General features: G+C 37.6%; 18 protein-coding genes, 1 pseudogene and 2 other annotated features. Of the genes and pseudogenes, 4 read left to right on the top strand and 15 right to left on the bottom strand.

All coding sequences use genetic code 11. The features are described from left to right. Positions 1-76: 76 nt before the first annotated feature. Positions 77-2,719 carry an alanine--tRNA ligase gene (gene alaS, locus ACYVEC_RS25560; protein ID WP_063222867.1) on the bottom strand — a complete coding sequence of 881 codons (2,643 nt, stop codon included), beginning with the start codon at positions 2,717-2,719 and terminating at the stop codon, positions 77-79. A 40-nt stretch (positions 2,720-2,759) separates the two neighbouring features. Further along, positions 2,760-2,979, bottom strand: a binding site (T-box leader). Positions 2,980-3,201: 222 nt separating this feature from the next. Here alaS and ACYVEC_RS25555 point away from each other — a divergent pair. Next, positions 3,202-3,546: a PH domain-containing protein gene (locus tag ACYVEC_RS25555; RefSeq protein WP_063222866.1), complete on the top strand. Its 345-nt coding sequence runs from the start codon at positions 3,202-3,204 to the stop codon at positions 3,544-3,546. A 38-nt stretch (positions 3,547-3,584) separates the two neighbouring features. On the opposite strand, the gene ACYVEC_RS25550 is transcribed toward ACYVEC_RS25555, so the two are convergent. Then, positions 3,585-4,652 (bottom strand): AI-2E family transporter, encoded by a 1,068-nt coding sequence (locus ACYVEC_RS25550; protein WP_063222865.1) that lies wholly within the window; start codon positions 4,650-4,652, stop codon positions 3,585-3,587. A gap of 176 nt (positions 4,653-4,828) precedes the next feature. Here ACYVEC_RS25550 and ACYVEC_RS25545 point away from each other — a divergent pair, with 176 nt between their 5' ends. Then, entirely contained in the window at positions 4,829-5,041 is a 213-nt protein-coding gene (locus ACYVEC_RS25545) for a hypothetical protein (protein WP_060632362.1), read from the top strand. A 35-nt stretch (positions 5,042-5,076) separates the two neighbouring features. On the opposite strand, the gene ACYVEC_RS25540 is transcribed toward ACYVEC_RS25545, so the two are convergent. The 7 genes from ACYVEC_RS25540 to cymR all read right to left on the bottom strand — a co-directional run bounded on the left by ACYVEC_RS25540 (position 5,077) and on the right by cymR (position 11,471). Continuing rightward, on the bottom strand, positions 5,077-5,205 hold the full coding sequence (locus tag ACYVEC_RS25540) for a YrzQ family protein (protein WP_001053553.1): 129 nt from the start codon (positions 5,203-5,205) through the stop codon (positions 5,077-5,079). A gap of 18 nt (positions 5,206-5,223) precedes the next feature. Then, complete coding sequence (locus ACYVEC_RS25535) at positions 5,224-5,412, bottom strand: hypothetical protein (protein WP_000469281.1); 189 nt, start codon at positions 5,410-5,412, stop codon at positions 5,224-5,226. Positions 5,413-5,539: 127 nt separating this feature from the next. Further along, a complete protein-coding gene (gene recD2, locus ACYVEC_RS25530; protein WP_063222864.1) occupies positions 5,540-7,876 on the bottom strand; it encodes an SF1B family DNA helicase RecD2 in 2,337 nt (778 codons plus the stop codon). Between the two features lie 95 nt (positions 7,877-7,971). Continuing rightward, positions 7,972-8,631 carry a tetratricopeptide repeat protein gene (locus ACYVEC_RS25525; protein WP_063222863.1) on the bottom strand — a complete coding sequence of 220 codons (660 nt, stop codon included), beginning with the start codon at positions 8,629-8,631 and terminating at the stop codon, positions 7,972-7,974. Between the two features lie 110 nt (positions 8,632-8,741). Further along, entirely contained in the window at positions 8,742-9,857 is a 1,116-nt protein-coding gene (gene mnmA, locus ACYVEC_RS25520) for a tRNA 2-thiouridine(34) synthase MnmA (protein ID WP_016135363.1), read from the bottom strand. Between the two features lie 16 nt (positions 9,858-9,873). Further along, positions 9,874-11,019, bottom strand: coding sequence for a cysteine desulfurase family protein (locus tag ACYVEC_RS25515; RefSeq protein ID WP_199677522.1), 1,146 nt, complete (start codon positions 11,017-11,019; stop codon positions 9,874-9,876). Positions 11,020-11,054: 35 nt separating this feature from the next. Beyond that, positions 11,055-11,471: a cysteine metabolism transcriptional regulator CymR gene (cymR, locus tag ACYVEC_RS25510; RefSeq protein WP_000704116.1), complete on the bottom strand. Its 417-nt coding sequence runs from the start codon at positions 11,469-11,471 to the stop codon at positions 11,055-11,057. A gap of 292 nt (positions 11,472-11,763) precedes the next feature. Between cymR and ACYVEC_RS25505 the strand changes: the two genes are divergently transcribed. Together ACYVEC_RS25505 and ACYVEC_RS25500 are read left to right on the top strand one after the other, a co-directional pair. Continuing rightward, positions 11,764-13,050, top strand: coding sequence for a replication-associated recombination protein A (locus ACYVEC_RS25505; protein ID WP_063222861.1), 1,287 nt, complete (start codon positions 11,764-11,766; stop codon positions 13,048-13,050). A 37-nt stretch (positions 13,051-13,087) separates the two neighbouring features. Further along, complete coding sequence (locus ACYVEC_RS25500) at positions 13,088-13,729, top strand: RsfA family transcriptional regulator (protein WP_063222860.1); 642 nt, start codon at positions 13,088-13,090, stop codon at positions 13,727-13,729. A gap of 510 nt (positions 13,730-14,239) precedes the next feature. Here ACYVEC_RS25500 and ACYVEC_RS25495 read toward each other — a convergent pair. From ACYVEC_RS25495 to ACYVEC_RS25470, 6 genes and pseudogenes are all read right to left on the bottom strand, one after another. Next, entirely contained in the window at positions 14,240-15,007 is a 768-nt protein-coding gene (locus tag ACYVEC_RS25495) for a tRNA threonylcarbamoyladenosine dehydratase (RefSeq protein WP_000903182.1), read from the bottom strand. A gap of 355 nt (positions 15,008-15,362) precedes the next feature. Continuing rightward, on the bottom strand, positions 15,363-17,138 hold the full coding sequence (aspS, locus tag ACYVEC_RS25490) for an aspartate--tRNA ligase (RefSeq protein WP_063222859.1): 1,776 nt from the start codon (positions 17,136-17,138) through the stop codon (positions 15,363-15,365). Between the two features lie 12 nt (positions 17,139-17,150). After that, on the bottom strand, positions 17,151-18,422 hold the full coding sequence (hisS, locus tag ACYVEC_RS25485) for a histidine--tRNA ligase (protein WP_000027087.1): 1,272 nt from the start codon (positions 18,420-18,422) through the stop codon (positions 17,151-17,153). Between the two features lie 69 nt (positions 18,423-18,491). Beyond that, positions 18,492-18,722, bottom strand: a binding site (T-box leader). A 54-nt stretch (positions 18,723-18,776) separates the two neighbouring features. Further along, on the bottom strand, positions 18,777-18,953 hold the full coding sequence (locus tag ACYVEC_RS25480; protein WP_063222858.1) for a hypothetical protein: 177 nt from the start codon (positions 18,951-18,953) through the stop codon (positions 18,777-18,779). An 85-nt stretch (positions 18,954-19,038) separates the two neighbouring features. Beyond that, entirely contained in the window at positions 19,039-19,230 is a 192-nt protein-coding gene (locus ACYVEC_RS25475) for a hypothetical protein (protein WP_063222857.1), read from the bottom strand. A gap of 88 nt (positions 19,231-19,318) precedes the next feature. Beyond that, positions 19,319-19,474, bottom strand: a pseudogene (locus ACYVEC_RS25470) (DUF2568 domain-containing protein); the annotation flags it as partial. Positions 19,475-19,544 lie beyond the last annotated feature (70 nt).

The raw sequence follows: 19,544 nt of genomic DNA, 5'->3' as shown, positions 1-19,544 counted from the left end.
TTCAAGCACCTCACTTATATAGTAAGTATAGGGAGAAGAACTTCTCCTCTCCCTACCATTGTACACTACTATCTCTTTATTTTGAAACAGATTTAACGTACTCTTGTACAAATGCTAAAGCTTCCTCAACTTGCGCTGGGTTTTTACCGCCCGCTTGTGCCATATCAGGACGGCCACCACCGCCACCGCCACAACGAGAAGCTACTTCTTTCACAAGTTTACCAGCATGGTATCCTTGGCTAATTAAATCTTTCGTTACGCCAGCTAAGATGTTTACTTTATCATCATTTACAGACGCTAATACGACAACTGCTGATTCTAATTTATTTTTCAGGTCATCCATCATCGTACGTAAGTTGTTCATATCTGCAACATTTACTTTTGCCGCTAATACGTTCACGCCATCAACTGTCATTACTGAATCAGTTAAGTTTCCAGCTTCGATATTGCTTAATTTCGCTGCAAGAGATTCGTTTTCTTTTTGAAGTTGTTTTACTTCAGCAAATAAACCATCTACTCTTGTTAAAATATCTTTCGGATTTGTTTTCATTTTTCCAGCTGCTTCTTTTAATAAACCTACTTGATCGTTCATTAATTCATAAGCAGACTTACCAGTTACCGCCTCAATACGACGAGTTCCTGCACCGATACCAGACTCAGCAACAATTTTGAAAATACCGATAGAAGCTGTGTTATCAACGTGACAACCACCGCAAAGCTCTAAGCTATAATCGCCAACTTGTACAACGCGTACAACATCACCGTATTTTTCACCAAATAATGCCATTGCGCCCATTTCTTTCGCTTCTTCGATTGCTTTTTGTGAAATCTCAACATCAATACTTTCCCAAATTTTCTCGTTTACAATACGCTCAATTTTTTCTAATTCGTCAGCTTGTACTTGACCGAAGTGAGAGAAGTCAAAGCGTAAACGTTCAGAAGTTACAAGAGAACCTGCTTGGTTAACATGCGTTCCAAGAACGTCTTTTAATGCTTGGTGTAGTAAGTGAGTTGCTGTATGGTTTTTCACAACGCTACTACGGTTTTTCGTATCGATAATAGCTTTCACAGCCGCATCTTTCGTTAACGTACCTTCTTCCACAACAACTTTGTGTAAGTTTTGACCGTTTGGTGCTTTTTGTACGTCTTTTACAAGAACTTTCACGCCATCAGCAAGAAGGTAACCACGGTCTGCAATTTGTCCGCCGCTCTCAGCATAGAATGGTGTTACATCAATCATCAATTGTCCTTCTTCGCCAGCTTGTAAGCTGTCTGTGTATTCGCCATTTTTCACAAGTGCAACAACGTTACTTTCTGTTGCAACTGTACCGTAACCAACGAATTCGCTCGCTACTTTCACTTCTCCAAGGACGCCGCCTTGAACTTGCATAGAATCAACGTCTTGACGAGCAGCACGTGCACGCTCACGTTGTTTTTCCATTTCATTTTCAAAGCCTTCTTGATCAACTGTCATACCAGCTTCTTCTGCATATTCTTCTGTTAATTCAATTGGGAAACCGTATGTGTCATATAGACGGAACGCATCTACTCCAGAAATAACAGTTGTTTTTTCTTCTTTTGCTTTTGCGATAACTTCAGCTAAAATTGCTTCACCATCATGAAGTGTTTCGTGGAAACGCTCTTCTTCATTTTTCACAACTTTTGCGATGAAATCTTTCTTCTCAAGTACTTCTGGATAGAAGTCTTTCATTACTTCTCCAACAACCGGTACTAATTCAAACATGAATGGACGGTTGATGTTTAATTTCTTAGAGTAACGAACAGCACGGCGTAATAAACGACGTAATACATAACCACGGCCTTCGTTAGATGGAAGAGCACCGTCACCAACAGCGAATGTTACTGTACGGATATGGTCAGCAATTACTTTAAACGCCATATCTTTTTCTAAGTCACCATTACGATACTTCTCACCAGAGATTGTTTCTGTTGCACCAATCATTGGCATGAACAAGTCTGTGTCAAAGTTTGTAGGCACATCTTGAACGATAGATGTCATACGCTCTAGACCCATCCCTGTATCGATGTTTTTCTTAGGAAGTGGTGTATATGAACCGTCTGGATTATGGTTAAATTGAGAGAATACAAGGTTCCATACTTCTAAGTAACGCTCGTTTTCTCCGCCCGGATATAATTCTGGGTCACTAAAGTCATTACCGTAAGCTTCTCCGCGGTCATAGAAAATCTCCGTATTCGGTCCACTTGGTCCTTCACCGATATCCCAGAAGTTTTCTTCTAAACGGATGATGCGCTCTTTTGGAACACCCATTTTCTCATTCCAAATTGTGAATGCTTCTTCATCTTCTGGATGGATTGTAACTGATAATAATTCTTTATCGAATCCGATCCATTTGTCACTCGTTAAGAATTCCCAAGCCCAAGTAATTGCTTCTTCTTTAAAGTAATCACCGATTGAGAAGTTCCCTAACATTTCAAAGAATGTATGGTGACGAGCTGTTTTCCCTACGTTTTCAATATCGTTTGTACGAATTGATTTTTGAGCATTTGTAATACGTGGATTTTGCGGGATTACGCGTCCATCAAAATATTTTTTTAATGTTGCTACACCACTGTTAATCCATAAAAGAGATGGATCCTCATGTGGAACTAGTGATGCACTAGGTTCTACTGCATGTCCTTTTTCTTGGAAAAAGTCTAAAAACATTTGACGAATTTGTGCGCCTGTTAGTTGTTTCATTTTATTTTCCTCCTTAAATATAAAAAACTCCCGCCCCTATAAAAGGGACGAGAGTTAACTCGCGATACCACCCTAATTATGAATTGATTATTATAACAATCAATTCATCACCTCATGGTGCCGTAACGTGGCAAGACGGCAGTGATTAGCTGCTCTCAGGATTAGCTTTCTGTTACCCTTCATTTAAAGCTTCTTTCAGCCATGTGGAAGCTTCTCTCTATAAATGGACTGTAACGTACTTGTTCCGTCATTGATTTAATGTATTATATGACTAAATATAATAGAATTCTCTTAAGTTTGTCAATGTAGATAATCATTTATATTATATCAATTGTTTATTAATCATAGCTATTCTACTAGTCATTCTTAACAGCCTTTTCATATATTATGCATGTATTAATAAATTGTACTACCCCTATAAACTTTTCTGAACATTTTATTTTTGTTATAATCAAATTATCAATAATAAAGGAGCGATTATAATGACAACCTTATTGAATAAAGCTAAAAATATGTTAACGACTGATGAAACGATATTATTTTACGCAGCATGTTCATTAGATATATTTATATATCGTTCCGTCGCAAGACCAGGGCTGTTAATTTTAACGAACAAACGACTCTTCTTTTATGGACCAGATGTAAGTAAGAACCCATTATTTGAGGAGTACTCTTTCACAAAAATTTCTAATCTAAAAGAGAAAAAACATCTTTTCGGCAGTCAAATTGTATTTATGTATGATAATGAATGGAAAATAATAAAACATATTCAAACAAATGATGTCAGCTCTCTCGTTCAACAAATACACGAACAGCTCTCTAAATAATGAAAGCCCTCTACTTTTATAAATAGAGGGCTTTCTTATTACACATCTTCTCTTTTCCAAAGAGGTCTCACATGCACAATCACTGTACGAATAACAGCTAAAATCGGAACCGATATTAACAACCCCACAATCCCCGCAACCTCTCCTCCAACTAGTAATGCAAGCATAATAATAACAGGATGCATGCGAAGCGACTTACCAACAATGTAAGGCGATAAAATGTTACTTTCTAAAAATTGTAAAATGGCAATCGTAATCCCTGCCTTAATGAGTAAACTCGTTGATACAGTTGCTGCAATCATTAATGTCGGGATTGCTCCTAAAATAGGACCAAAGTATGGTATTATATCCGTTACCCCAATAATAATGCCAAGTAATAATGGATATTTCATGCCGATAAACCAAAAAGAAAGAACGGACACTCCCCCTAATACTAAGCAAACAAATAACTGTCCTCGAATATAACTTCCGAGTGACTTATCAATTTCTTTTGCAAGCATTTGCCCCGTACTACGCCATTTACTCGGGACTAGTTTCCAAAAGATATGATAAAACTCACCATAATCTTTTAATATGTAAAATACAATGAACGGTATTAAAAAAATAATGAGCAATGAATCGAGTACACCGCGAGCTGTACTCATCACTTTATTTAAAAGCGCTTGTATTTTTGCTTCTACACCACCAAAAATTTGTTTCACCTTTTCATGAATAAATGATGGAAAATTCGCCGTTTGTTCCGTAACGCCATCCATCCAAGAATCATACATTTTTGTAAACTGCGGAAATTGTTCATTGATTTCTTGTAACTGCTTAATAACGACTGGTGTTCCTTTATAAATTCCATAACCAATTCCGCCAAAGAAAAGGATGTAAATGAGCAAAATAGCGAGTGTGCGCGGCATCCCTTCCTTATGAATTTTTTCAATTAAAGGATGCAATAAATACGCAATAAAACACGCAATAAGAAACGGTGTAATCGCCACTTTAAATACAAAAATAATCGGTGCCCATAGCGGCTTAATCTTTAAAAAGACGAGCAGACAAAGAAATACAAGTAACAATAATCCTAAACGATATATCCAAATGATTTTAAGATTCTTCACACGAAAAACCTCCTCCACCTTTATTTTGAAAATAAATAGGGTAGGTTATGTGCAAAACTTTTAAAATCTTTTCATACGGACCATACTGTTTTGTAAAGACGTACATATACATAACATAACAAGGACAACCACCCCTGAGAATGCAACATGAAACAATATAATCAGGAGGGCTCATAATGGTTTTATTTATGCTCATCTTATCTGCACTTTTTATGATTCTTGAATGGATTTGTATCGGGTTTGGTATTTGGAAAGGTTTCTTTATTCGTTCTTCACGAAAAGAAAGGGCGAAGCAATTATTTCATTACGGCATGCTTGGCGTTGGATGTTACGGCCTATCTTATCTCTTCTCTGAAATTGGACTTTTATATTTGCATACAAGCGCATAAAAAAACTCCCTTATCATGAAGGGAGTTTTTTACGCTTATAAATAAGATTTAATCATCTTACGTGCTTTTTTCATATTACGTTTTGAAAATACATCTTGTTTGCGAGCATATTGATATGCTGCCGCTCCAACACCTAATGCGATTAATGAATTGCGTAGATTCAAAGTAAATCCCCCTTTTCGTTATCCGATCGTTCTTTCGTTTTCATCAAATAAATCATCAAGAGAGCTTAATGAACCATCTTCCTCTACTTGATGCGTATGGATTTTCCCCTTTGAAACCGATAATTCGATATAACAATTCCAGCAATAAAATTGGTTGACACCTATTTTTCCAATGTCTTTCCCTTTGCAATTTGGACAAATAAACATATGGCTTTCATCTCCTTACAGTCTCCCAGATTCTATTCGCCATTATGTCCAAACCGCATTCATTTATACATTGCTGGAGCCTTTCAACGTTATACGTTTGAAAGTTTCACTATATAATCTCACCTTGTTACATGAAATCATACGGTGAAATGTTTTCCACGTCCATTTCTTCACCATTAACTGTTACTATCTGTACTTCTCCTTGTGATTCTTGCAAACGACTAGCTAAAGTCGTTTGACGCATTGCATCATCAAGGCGATTTACACCAGACTGGAAAGCGGCTTCCTCCCCGCAAATAATAAGGAACTTCTTACTTCTTGTAATACCAGTATAAATTAAATTACGACGTAACATACGATTGTAACTTTTTACTATCGGCATAATCACAATCGGAAATTCACTACCTTGCGATTTATGAATCGAACAACAATATGCATGTGTAATTTGATTTAAATCCGGCTTTGTATATGTTACCTCAATTCCATCAAATGAAACGATAATCATATCTTGTTGCTCAACGTTCTCTTTCGCATAAAACACCGAAACAATTTCTCCGATATCACCATTAAACACTTGGCTCTCCGGCTGATTAACAAGCTGTAGTACTTTATCGCCTCTTCGATATACAACATCACCGTAAGCAATTTCTTTACTCTTTTCCCTTTTCGGATTAAACACTTCTTGCAACGCTTCGTTTAGTACATTAATACCTGCCGGTCCACGATACATCGGGGCCAACACTTGTACATCTCTTGCGCTAAACCCTTTTGTCTTAGCATTTTCACAAACCTTCTTAACAACCTCAACAATTTGTGCTCCTGTACAGCCAATAAACGAACGATCTTTTTGGTTTTGCGCTAAATCTGGCGGGAGCGTTCCATTTTTTATCGCATGGGCAAGTTGGATAACAGATGAACCTTCCGCTTGACGATAAATCTCAGTAAGCTTTACTGTTGGAACTGCACCTGCATTCAATAAATCTTTCAACACTTGTCCTGGTCCTACAGATGGCAACTGATCTTCATCACCTACAACGATAACTTGAATGTTTGTCGGCAGTGATTTAAACAGCTGATTCGCAAGCCAAATATCAACCATTGAAAATTCATCAATTATGAGCAATTTCCCTTGTACCGGGTCCGTTTCATTACGTTGGAAAGACCCTTCTGGTGTCCAACCAAGTAAACGATGAATTGTACAAGCTGGAAGACCTGTTGATTCACTCATACGCTTCGCCGCTCTTCCCGTTGGAGCCGTTAATAATATTGGAAATGGATTATCATCACTATATTCATTCGGATTTAACGATAGCCCGTGAAGTGACGCATACATTTCAACAATTCCTTTAATAACTGTTGTTTTCCCTGTTCCTGGTCCACCTGTCAATAACATCATCGGTTTATGAAGTGCCGTTTGAATTGCTTCTTGCTGAAGCGGTGCATACTGAACAGTCAGCTGTTCTTCAATTTCACCTAACGTCTTTAACACTTCAGCTTCAGGAAATGAAGGTGTTTCTTCTTGATTCATAAGCCTGCGAATAGACTTTACAACACCTTTTTCAGAGTAGAATAACGATGCTAAATACACTCGTTCTTCTTCTATTATGACTTTCCCTTCACTTTGCATCATTTCAACGCAGCCTATAATGTCCTCCTCTGTCACTCTTCCTTCTTGGCTGTTTAAAAGTGACATCGTTTCTCTTACAAGTTGATCTTTTCCCATATAAACGTGACCGAGTTGCAGTGAAACATTCTCTAACGTATAAAAACATCCTGCACGTACACGATCATCGTGATTACCCGATATTCCTAACGCACGTCCTATATCATCTGCTCGTCCAAAGCCAATGCCGTCCACTTCTTCAATAAGTTGATATGGATTATTACGAATCACTTCTAACGTCATCTCTTTATATTGTTGGTAAATCTTAATAGAAAGCTTCGTTCCAAAACCGTAACCATTTAAAAAGCTCATTACTTTCTCTAGCCCTTGATGCTCAACAATTGTCTCATATATTTCCTGCGCTTTTTGTTTGTTGACAACACCACTTAACGCCTCAGGATCATCCATAATTTTAGAAATGGCATGTTCCCCAAGATGGTCCACAATTTTTTCAGCTGTACGCTTTCCGATTCCTTTAAATAAATCACTCGCTAAATATTGCACCATACCTGCTTTTGTTTGCGGTAATTCTTTTTTAAATGTTTCAACTAAATATTGTTTCCCATACTTTGGATGATCCTTAAAATGACCTGTCAATGTAAACATTTCATCTTCATGCATACGGGGAAAATGACCATTTATCATCACTTTTTTTTCGTCGTACGTTTCATTTGTTTCAATGACTTTCATACTGACAACGGAATAGAGGTTTTCTTCGTTGTGGAAAATGGTATGAAGAACTTGCGCTTTTATAAACTTTTTCTCTTCCTCAAACAAATCCATTGCATGTTGATTTCCCATCTTTCCTCTCCTTTCCGATCTTTTCACTTTAATGAACAGTACATCCCCCACCTCTTTAGATGAGGGATAACTACCCATTAAACTATATGTTCATCTTATTCAGCTTCTTGCTCTAATAAACGAACACCATTACCAGCTAAGAAGTGATCTGGCTGAATTTCAGTTGCTTTCTTAAATAAAGCCAGAGCCTTCTCGTTATTTTCTTCAAATACGTACGCAACACCTAAATTATAATACGCATCCGCATGCTCTTCATCCATTTCTAATACCTTTTCAAAATAAGGTTTCGCCTCTTGAATATGTTCTAAACGCGCAAAGCAAAGTCCGCACTGGAACATAGCTTCTACATCGTTTTCATCTAATTCTGTTGCTCTTTGTAAAAATGGCAGTGCAAGACGATCGTTTCCAAGTTGCACATGTGTGATACCTAGCATAAATGTTACATCAGCTGATTGTAATCCAGATTGCATCGCTTGTTCAAATATAGCTTTTGCCTCTGCAAATTGCTCTTGGCCGTAATACACATTTCCTAATCCATAATAAGCAGCTGCAGATTTATCATCTAACTCTAATGCACGTTTATAAAATAAAATTGCTCTTTCACTATCACCTAGTACATCTAATAAGTTAGCAAAATTAATGTATCCAAGTGCATCTTTTGGATTTTCTTCAATTGCTTCTGTAAAATTTTTAGCAGCTTCTTCCCAATTTCCTTCTTGCATATATTTAATACCTGTTTCAAGTTTGTTTGACATGTCCTTCACCTCTACAACAAATTATAACAAAGAATGTATTTTCCAAGCGAACGAAAATTCGCTTTATGTAAAAGAAACCTCTAACCGCGAATCGGCAGAGGCTTCTCGTTTTATCCTAAATAATCCAATTTCTTACCGCTACGGTATACTTCATCAATTGTAGCACCACCTAAGCACTCATCTCCATCATAGAAAACAACTGCTTGTCCTGGTGTAATTGCACGAATTGGCTCGTCACAAAGAATACGAACTGTATTTTCATCAACGATTTGAACCGTTACTTTATTGTCTTCTTGACGATAACGGAATTTCGCTGTGCACTTAAATTCTTTTTCTTTCGCTTCATTACTTACCCAGCCGATATTCGTAGCAATAACTTCATCACCATATAGAAGTTCGTTATGGAATCCCTGATCAACATATAGAATGTTTTCTTTCAAGTTCTTCCCAACAGCAAACCATGGATCACCGTTACCACCAATACCAAGGCCATGACGTTGTCCAATTGTATAATACATTAAACCGTCATGCTTTCCTTTCACTTCACCAGATAATGTTTGCATCACACCTGGTTGTGCTGGTAAATAGTTACTTAAGAAATCTTTAAAGTTACGCTCACCAATGAAGCAAATACCTGTACTATCTTTCTTCGCCGCTGTCGCTAAACCAGCTTCTTTCGCCATTTCACGAATTTGTGGTTTCTTCAGCTCACCCAGCGGGAACATTGTTTTTGATAATTGCTCTTGGCTTAATTGATTTAAGAAATACGTTTGATCTTTATTGTCATCAACGCCGCGAAGCATTTTATATTCGCCGTCCATATAAGCAACACGTGCATAATGACCTGTCGCTACATAATCAGCACCAAGCGCAATTGCATGCTCTAAAAATGCTTTAAATTTAATTTCTTTATTACACATTACATCTGGGTTTGGTGTACGACCAGCTCGGTATTCATCTAAGAAGTACGTAAATACTTTATCCCAGTATTGTTTTTCAAAGTTTACTGCATAATACGGAATACCAATTTGGTTACACACTTCAATTACATCATTGTAATCTTCGGTTGCTGTGCAGACACCATTCTCATCCGTATCATCCCAGTTTTTCATAAAAATTCCGATTACATCATAACCTTGCTCTTTTAATAAAAGAGCTGCTACAGATGAATCGACGCCACCGGACATCCCGATGACAACGCGTGTTTCGTGAGGTAGTTTGTTCATCATGTCACCTCCCATGCTAATTTTGTGTTAATCGCTTCACGATTTTCACTGTTTCGTACGCCGCTTTCTCAATTTGCTCTTTCGTATTTCCAAGTCCGAAACTAAAGCGTACGGATGAACGTATTTGATCGGAGTCTTTTCCGAACATCGCCACTAATACATGTGATGGATCAATTGAACCAGCTGTACAAGCCGAACCACTTGACACTGCAATGCCAGCTAAGTCTAAGTTCACAAGAAATGGTTCAATGTTCATTCCTGTAAAACTAATATTAAGCACATGTGGTAAGCGATATTCTAAGTTTCCGTTTACCTCGAAAGTAATGTCTTCATTTTTGAAGACAGATACCATTATATCTTTAAACTCTTCATATTGGGCATTTTTTTGCTCACGAGTTTTTTCAGCTAACAAAATTGCTTGCTGTAAACCAACAATACTCGGTACATTTTCAGTACCAGCACGGCGTTTTCTTTCCTGCTCCCCGCCTATTAATAACGGTTCAAATTTCACATTTGCACCAGCGTATAGGAACCCTACACCTTTTGGTCCGTTAATTTTATGAGCTGAAATTGATAATAGATCAATGCCAAACTCTTTCACATCAATTTCTACTAAGCCATAAACTTGTACCGCATCTGTATGGAAATAAGCTTGATGCTCTTTTAGCAGCTTACCTATTTCCGCTATTGGTTGCATCGTCCCAACTTCATTATTCCCAAACATAACGGATACAAGGATTGTCTCTTCTGTTAATGCCTTTTGTATGTCAGAAACTTGAACGCGTCCTGTTTTATCAACAGGTAAATATGTCACTTCAAATCCTTCACGCTCTAACAATTCACACGTATGCAAAATTGCATGATGTTCAATTTGTGTCGTTATAATATGGTTACCTTTATGACGGTTCGCACGCGCTACACCGATAAGCGCTAAATTATCAGCTTCCGTACCACCGCTCGTAAATATAATTTCATTCGGATTCGCATGAATGCTCCGTGCGCATGCGCGTCTCGCCTCATCTACTGCATGGCGCGTTTGACGTCCATAAAAGTGAATACTAGACGGGTTTCCGAATGTTTCTGTCATATATGGAATCATCTTTTCGACCACTTCTGGGTGAGTCGGAGATGTCGCAGCATGATCTAAGTAAATGCGTTCCATTAAATCTCCTTCTTTCCAAATCGTTTCACAAGGAATTAAATGTAAAACATATAGCCCCCGTGATTTTCTTCCTCATAACGTACTAAATCTTCTAACGTTGTACTATCTAACACTTCTTGCACCGCATCACGAACACGCATCCATAATTGGCGTTGTGCTGGCTCTTCTTCTTCTATCATTTCTACAACACTAATCGGACCCTCTAATACACGGATTACATCCCCAGCTGTAATGTTAGCCGGCTGGTCTGATAATACATATCCGCCATATGCACCACGCGTACTCTTTACAAGACGAGCGTTACGAAGTGGTGAAATTAATTGCTCTAAGTAATGTTCAGATAAATCATGTGCCTGCGCAATTGATTTTAATGAAATTGGACCTTCACCAAACTTTTTTGCAAGATCGATCATAATTGTTAAGCCGTAGCGGCCTTTCGTTGAAATCTTCATCTATTTTGCACCTCTTTTCAAATTTTCACTTCTATTGGTTATATCTTATTTATAAAAGAACACAATTTAAAATCCTATGAAATTATAGCATAATATAGTATTATAAGAAATTTCAACTTGTGTATCAAAATGATAACATAAAATCACATTGAAAAACTCGGAAATTATTACAATTGAAAGAAAAATGAAAATATTCATATTCATATTTCCCACAAAACAGCATCCTATTTCAAATTCCACTAAAAAAAATGATACGATAGAAAGAGATTATACATTAAGGGAGACGGTAAAAATGAAACAACCACTCGCACATCGAATGCGCCCTACAAATATTCAAGAAATTATCGGACAACAACATTTAGTTGGTGAAGGAAAGATTTTATGGCGAATGGTCCAAGCAAATCATTTTCAATCTATGATTTTATACGGCCCTCCAGGCACCGGAAAAACATCAATCGCTAGCGCAATCGCAGGAAGTACCGGTACTCCGTTTCGTCTATTAAACGCTGTTACCCATAATAAAAAAGATATGGAAGTTGTCGTACAAGAAGCGAAAATGCATCGACATCTTGTTTTAATTTTAGATGAAGTGCACCGTCTAGATAAAGCAAAGCAGGACTTTCTATTACCTCATTTAGAAAGTGGGCTTCTTACTTTAATTGGTGCAACGACGAGTAATCCATTTCATGCGATAAACTCTGCTATTCGGAGCAGGTGTCAAATTTTCGAGTTACACGCCCTGACAGAAGACGATCTTTTAATTGGCTTAAAACGAGCACTTGAAGATAAAGAAAAAGGTCTTGGGGAATATGATGTAACGGTTACACCTGAAGCATTACATCACTTTGCAAATGCATCAGGCGGAGATATGCGTTCCGCTTATAATGCACTTGAACTAGCTGTATTATCTAGCTTTACAACGGATGACAAAGCTGCGGAAATCACGCTAGAAATCGCAGAAGAATGCTTGCAAAAAAAGAGCTTCGTTCACGATAAAGGTGGAGATGCTCATTATGACGTATTATCGGCATTTCAAAAATCGGTGCGCGGAAGTGATGTAAATGCAGCACTTCATTATTTAGCACGCCTTATTGAAGCAGGTGATTTACAAAGTATTGGTAGACGTCTTCTTATTATGGCATATGAAGATATCGGACTTGCTAGCCCGCAAGCCGGACCACGTACACTAGCAGCTATAGAATCAGCTGAACGGGTTGGATTCCCAGAGGCACGCATACCACTTGCAAATGCCGTTATCGAGCTGTGCCTATCACCAAAATCAAACTCAGCTTATAAAGCACTTGATGCTGCATTACACGATTTACGTAACGGTCAAACAGGCGACATCCCAAGTCATTTAAAAGATAGTCATTACAAAGGCGCAGAATCACTTGGAAGAGGCATTGGATACTTATACCCACACGACCAACCAAATGGCTGGGTACAACAACAATACTTACCTGATAAAATAAAAAACAAACAATATTATAAACCGAAAACGACAGGGAAATTTGAGCAAGCACTTTCTACTGTATATGAAAGATTACAAAGTTCGAATAAAACGAAAAATAAAGGGTAACATAAGCGAAAACGTCACCATTATGGAGGCTTCGCTTATGAAAACACGTCAAGATGCATGGACAAAAGAAGACGATCTCCTTTTAGCCGAAACTGTTTTACGGCATATTCGCAGCGGCAGTACACAAATAAAAGCATTCGATGAAGTCGGCGATACATTGAACCGTACTTCAGCAGCTTGCGGATTTAGATGGAATGCTGAAGTAAGACCGAATTACGAAGATGCGGTGCAACTTGCAAAAAAACAACGTAAAGAATTAAAGCGCTCTGAAGCTAAAATAGAAAAAGAGCATTTCACGAAAACGAAACAACTCGTAATCGATGCCGAGTTTTCAGAAGATATTACGCCAAATAAACAAGAACTTACAATGCAAAATATCATCTCGTTTTTGCAAAATTTGGAGCATAACAACCCTTCACTCGCAAAATTACAAACTGAAAATGAAGTATTACAGACTCAGCTCACGTCCCTGAAAAAAATGAATCATGAACTTGAAGCAAAATTAGCGGTACTCTCAAAAAAACAACAAGCAATCGAAGAAGATTATGCGATGCTTGTTAGAATTATGGACCGTGCTCGAAAACTTGTTTCGGTTGAAGAACAAGAAGAACAGATCGCTCCCATTTTCAAGACAGATCAAAATGGAAATTTAGATATTATATATTCTGCAGAGAATTAAAAACAGGGATGTCACTTTTTTGACTAAGTGACATCCCTGTTTATTTTTTCTGTGAATGATATATTGGTAAATGAAATTATATCGACGATTTTTCAAATATATCTATCGTAACTTACAATATATCAACGATTTTTTTAATTATATCAACTATTCGACAAGAGATATCGATTTACCAACAAATATTGACAAAACAAGTCGATTTGTTACAAAAGGAAATTCACGGAGTAAATTGGATATATTTAACTTAAATGTCACTATAAACATATACGATTGAAAGGAGCTGATTGCCATTTCATTAGTAGTCTTCAAAATAACACTCGGTATTCTCGTTCTAACTTTAGGCCTTTTTACAATTCATAGTTTAAAAAAGACCTCAGGTTATAAATCGGACAAATACGATTATTCTTTATTAGGATTACTTACACTTGAAGTATTAGTATTGCAAATATCAGCAGTTCTTTAAAATATAATAGAAAAAGCATATACCCTAGACGGATATATGCTTTCTTTTTATTCTTGTCCTACACGTTTCACTTCTACATTTTTAATGCGTTCACGTACAACGTGACTTGCCATAATTAAGCCTGCCACAGATGGTACGAATGCATTTGATGAAGGCGGTAATTTCGCTTTACGAATTTTCGCATTTTCGTCTGGTACAATTTCTTTACGTACTTCTTCACGAATTACGATTGGGTTTTCATCAGAGAAGACAACTTTTACACCTTTTTTAATACCCTCTTTACGAAGCTTCGTACGAATTACTTTCGCAATTGGATCTGTATGTGTTTTAGAGATGTCCGCAATACGGAAACGAGTTGGGTCCATTTTATTTGCTGCACCCATACATGAGATAATTTTAATTTTACGACGTAAACATTGTTTAATTAAATGGATCTTGAACGTAATCGTATCCGATGCATCCACTACGAAGTCTAAACCGTGTTTAAAGAACTCTTCATATGTTTCATCTGTATAAAACATTTCTAGTCCAATTACTTCACACTCTGGGTTAATATCTGCGATACGCTCTTTCATTAATTCTACTTTTGAACGTCCTACAGTAGATACTAAAGCGTGAATTTGACGGTTTACGTTTGTAATATCTACAACGTCTTTATCAACTAATACAAGACGCCCAACGCCAGAACGCGCTAACGCTTCAGCGGAAAAAGAACCTACGCCGCCAATTCCTAAAATACCGACTGTACTATTTTTTAATATTTCAAGTCCTTCTTTACCGAAGGCTAATTCATTACGTGAAAATTGATGTAACATTCAGCTCTACACTCCTATTACAAAAATGGTCTACCATGTATTCTAGCGTTTTTCCGACTATTTGTATAGAAAAAGTTATAGAATTCCTAAAAATACATATTTCGAGAATGAAAACATAGTGTAAACCTACTTTTATTTCTTCCTAAATACAGTTTTAAAAAGGAGGATTCAGAGAACCAAGCAAATCGAGGCACGTATGCTAGGAGGAGCGCAGTGTAGGAGTACTACTCGAGCACTGGACTAGCATACGTAACGATAAGATGCGACAGTTATCAGAACCGGACTTTTTAAACTTCCTATCAAAAAAAGCCTAGATGGTATTAGTATAACCATCTAGACCCTATTTTTACTTCTCTTACTTCTCTTCTTTCAAGCTCAATTTCAAGTTCAACTCTTCAAGCTGTGCTTCTGCAACTGGGCTTGGAGCTTCTGTTAATAAGCAGCTTGCACTTGCTGTTTTCGGGAATGCAATCGTATCACGAAGGTTCGTACGACCTGCAAGTAACATAACAAGACGGTCTAAACCTAATGCGATACCGCCGTGTGGTGGCGTACCGTATTCGAATGCTTCTAATAAGAATCCGAATTGCTCTTGCGCTTCTTCTTGTGAGAATCCAAGTGCTTTGAACATTTTTTCTTGTACGTCGCGCTCGTAAATACGAAGTGATCCACCACCAAGCTCATAACCATTTAATACAAGGTCATATGCTTGTGCACGTGCTTTTTCTGGTGCTGTTTCTAATAACTCAACGTCTTCACGGAATGGCATTGTGAATGGGTGGTGAGCTGCGAAGTAACGATCTGCATCTTCATCGTACTCAAGAAGTGGCCAATCCGTTACCCATAGGAAGTTAAATTTACTTTCGTCAATTAACTCAAGCTCTTTACCTAGACGTAAACGAAGTGCGCCTAAGCTATCTGCAACAACGCTCTTCTTATCTGCTACGAATAGTAATAAGTCGTCAGCAGTAGCTTCTAGCGTAGTCATTAACACGTTTGCATCCTCTTCACCGAAGAATTTCGCAATCGGTCCTTTTAAGCCGTCTTCTTCCACTTTAAGCCAAGCTAGACCTTTAGCACCGTATACTTTTACGAATTCAGTTAATGCATCGATATCTTTACGAGAGTATTTGCTCGCAGCACCTTTTGCATTAATTGCTTTTACTTGTCCGCCGCTTTCTACAGCACTTGTAAATACTTTGAAGCCACAACCTGCAGCAAACTCAGATAAGTCTGTTAGTTCCATTTCAAAGCGTGTATCTGGCTTATCAGAACCGTAGCGAGCCATTGCATCAGCATATTTCATACGAGGGAATGGTGCGCTAACTTCTACACCTTTTGCATCCTTCATAACTTTCGTCATCATGCGCTCCATCATATCTAAAATTTCATCTTGTGTTAAGAATGAAGCCTCGATATCGATTTGCGTGAATTCTGGTTGACGATCCGCACGTAAATCTTCGTCGCGGAAACAACGTGCTACTTGATAGTAACGCTCAAATCCGCCGACCATAAGAAGCTGCTTAAATAGCTGCGGAGACTGTGGTAATGCATAGAATTCACCATCATGTACACGACTTGGTACTAAATAGTCACGAGCTCCTTCTGGTGTGCTCTTCGTTAAAATTGGTGTTTCCACTTCTAAGAACTCTTCTGTGTCTAAGAAGTTACGAATTGTTTTCGTTACGTCATGACGCATTTTGAATGTGTTAAACATTACCGGACGACGTAAGTCTAAATAACGATATTTTAAACGTACATCCTCTGATGCATCTGTATCATCAGCAATGATGATTGGCGTTGTTTTCGCTGCGTTTAATACGTTTACTTTCGTTGCTTGTACTTCAATACGGCCTGTTGCCATATTGTCATTAATTGCACCTTCACCACGCTCAACAACTGTACCTTCTACGTGTAATACGTATTCGCTACGAATTGTTTCCGCTACTTCTAGTGCTTCTTTTGATGTTTCTGGGTTAAATACAACTTGTACGATACCTGTACGGTCACGTAAGTCGATAAAGATTAATCCACCTAAATCACGGCGTTTTTGTACCCAACCTTTTAATTGAACTGTTTGTCCAACTGCTTCTACTGTTACTTTTCCACATGCATGTGTTCTTTCAGCCACTGTAAGTTCCCCCTATATTAATTTCTCTGCTACGTATGAAGCAAATACATCTAATGCTACTTCTTCTTGTTCACCTGTTGCCATATCTTTTAAGTTAATGATGCCTTTATCTAGCTCATCTTCCCCTAATACAGCTACAAATTTCGCCTTTAGACGGTCTGCTGATTTAAATTGTGCTTTCATTTTGCGATCTAAATAATCTTTTTCAACTGATAATCCAGCTTTACGAAGATCAAACGCAACTTTTGCAGCATGGTCTTTCGCTTTTTCACCAAGCGCTACAACATAGCAATCGATACTATGTTCAATTGGTAATTCAATGTTTTCAGCTTTTAGCGCCATAATTAAACGTTCGATACTCATAGCAAAACCGATACCTGGCATTTCTGGCCCACCGATTTCTTGTACAAGTCCGTTATAACGGCCGCCGCCACTTAATGTAGTAATAGCACCGAAGCCTTCTGCCTCACTCATAATTTCAAATACAGTATGTTGGTAGTAATCTAAACCACGTACTAAGTTCGGATCTTTTTCAAATGGAACATCCATCATCGTTAATAGTTCTTGAACTTTTTCGTAGTATACTGCTGAATCTTCGTTTAAGTATTCTGTAATAGATGGTGCTGTTCCCATTAATTCATGGTTACGGTCCTTCTTACAATCTAAAATACGAAGAGGATTCTTTTCTAAACGAGATTGACAATCAGAACAGAACTCACCAATACGTGGCTCGAAGTGTGCGATTAATGCATCACGGTGCGCTTGACGGCTCGCTGCATCACCCAAGCTGTTTAATACAACTTTAATATTTTTTAAGCCCATGCCGCGGTAAAACTCTACAGCAAGTGCAATTACTTCTGCATCAATTGCAGGATCGTTACTACCGATTGCTTCGATACCGAATTGTACGAATTGACGATAGCGACCTGCTTGTGGTCTTTCGTAACGGAACATTTGACCGATATAGTATAATTTCGTTGGTTGTGTTGCGTCACCGAACATTTTGTTTTCAACGTAAGAACGTACAACAGGTGCAGTGCCTTCTGGACGTAATGTTAAACTACGCTCTCCACGATCTTGGAATGAGTACATTTCTTTTTGCACGATATCTGTCGTATCACCAACACCGCGTAAAAATAGCTCAGTGTGTTCAAAAATTGGTGTGCGAATTTCTTTATAATTGTAACGACGGCAAATTTCGCGTGCTTGCCCTTCGATATACTGCCATAACTCAACAGTGCCTGGAAGAATATCTTGCGTTCCGCGTGGGATTTGAATAGACATATTCAGTTCCTCCTCAAATTGTTTTAATCTTAATAAAAATAAAAAAACTCCCGCCTCTACTGTTTGAACAGTAGGGACGAGAGTATTATACCCGTGGTGCCACCCTAATTGAAGCACGTATGCTTCCACTTTTTTAATAACGCTTAAATATGCGTTCATCTCTACTAAGCATATATGCCGTTCAAGTTGAAACCTCTAGAGTGTCATTCAATCAGTCATCATGCAGAAATGTTTTCAGCCTAAGACATTTCTTCTCTTTCCATGTGTGTCTCATTTACTCTTCTCTATCAACGGTTATATTCATATGTAAATATAAAATTACTATACGTTTGTTGAGTAGGATTGTCAAGTACTCTAAGAGCGTTCAATTTGCTTCTTTAGACGCTTAACATCTTGAAGCGAAATGCCAAATTCAGAAGCAAGCTCCATTGAAGTGTTGTCTTGCTCTTTTGAAATAAAATCATGAAAATTCACGTTAAACAGTTGATTTGCACCATTTGTAACAGAATGCCCTTTTTCATTCATACGCATACGTATATCCCTCACATTCAATATGGATGTTTTACTTTTTATTGTTCCATATTGATGAGAGGGTTATACATATAAATGAATAACGTTATTCCATAACGCTCTTATATAAGTAAGCACCCCTTTGAATCATAAAGAATGTTGCAACCATCGCTGCCATTACAAATACTACCCAAGTACCGTAACTTAATACTGCGAAAGTAATTCCTAATGCATTGAAAAGAATAGCTAAGCTAAATCGCAATAAAAATTTTAAATCTTTAAAGACTGACCAATTCATATACTATCTCCCCTTATCACACATACATTCAAATATTTTTACCATTTTTTTCATTATACTATATAAGTAATGACCTAATCTATTGATTCCAAATAAACATTAACACTCGATTCACAACAATAATAATCGCAAGTGTAATTTTTATAGCTGGTATTTTTCCTACTCGCAATCCCCAGTATCCAACAATCCCAAGAATGCATAACTCTAGCACGAAGCGTAAAGCTATATTGAATTCTTGAAGCATGCTACACCTTATTTCCCTTTTATTCCCTTTAAATTAATCCTATGATAAAGTGAAACTTTAATCAGGCTTT

The sequence above is a fragment of the Bacillus sp. MN7755 genome (assembly GCF_054771475.1).
This window is presented reverse-complemented; position numbering and strand designations above follow the sequence as displayed.

What these genes read in the sequence shown, in the direction of transcription:
- alaS (WP_063222867.1), bottom strand. Translation starts at nt 2,719, where the DNA reads ATGAAACAACTAACAGGCGCACAAATTCGTCAAATGTTTTTAGACTTT.
- ACYVEC_RS25555 (WP_063222866.1), top strand. Translation starts at nt 3,202, where the DNA reads ATGACAACCTTATTGAATAAAGCTAAAAATATGTTAACGACTGATGAA.
- ACYVEC_RS25545 (WP_060632362.1), top strand. Translation starts at nt 4,829, where the DNA reads ATGGTTTTATTTATGCTCATCTTATCTGCACTTTTTATGATTCTTGAA.
- ACYVEC_RS25535 (WP_000469281.1), bottom strand. Translation starts at nt 5,412, where the DNA reads ATGTTTATTTGTCCAAATTGCAAAGGGAAAGACATTGGAAAAATAGGT.
- recD2 (WP_063222864.1), bottom strand. Translation starts at nt 7,876, where the DNA reads ATGGGAAATCAACATGCAATGGATTTGTTTGAGGAAGAGAAAAAGTTT.
- ACYVEC_RS25525 (WP_063222863.1), bottom strand. Translation starts at nt 8,631, where the DNA reads ATGTCAAACAAACTTGAAACAGGTATTAAATATATGCAAGAAGGAAAT.
- mnmA (WP_016135363.1), bottom strand. Translation starts at nt 9,857, where the DNA reads ATGAACAAACTACCTCACGAAACACGCGTTGTCATCGGGATGTCCGGT.
- ACYVEC_RS25515 (WP_199677522.1), bottom strand. Translation starts at nt 11,019, where the DNA reads ATGGAACGCATTTACTTAGATCATGCTGCGACATCTCCGACTCACCCA.
- cymR (WP_000704116.1), bottom strand. Translation starts at nt 11,471, where the DNA reads ATGAAGATTTCAACGAAAGGCCGCTACGGCTTAACAATTATGATCGAT.
- ACYVEC_RS25505 (WP_063222861.1), top strand. Translation starts at nt 11,764, where the DNA reads ATGAAACAACCACTCGCACATCGAATGCGCCCTACAAATATTCAAGAA.
- ACYVEC_RS25500 (WP_063222860.1), top strand. Translation starts at nt 13,088, where the DNA reads ATGAAAACACGTCAAGATGCATGGACAAAAGAAGACGATCTCCTTTTA.
- ACYVEC_RS25495 (WP_000903182.1), bottom strand. Translation starts at nt 15,007, where the DNA reads ATGTTACATCAATTTTCACGTAATGAATTAGCCTTCGGTAAAGAAGGA.
- hisS (WP_000027087.1), bottom strand. Translation starts at nt 18,422, where the DNA reads ATGTCTATTCAAATCCCACGCGGAACGCAAGATATTCTTCCAGGCACT.
- ACYVEC_RS25480 (WP_063222858.1), bottom strand. Translation starts at nt 18,953, where the DNA reads ATGCGTATGAATGAAAAAGGGCATTCTGTTACAAATGGTGCAAATCAA.
- ACYVEC_RS25475 (WP_063222857.1), bottom strand. Translation starts at nt 19,230, where the DNA reads ATGAATTGGTCAGTCTTTAAAGATTTAAAATTTTTATTGCGATTTAGC.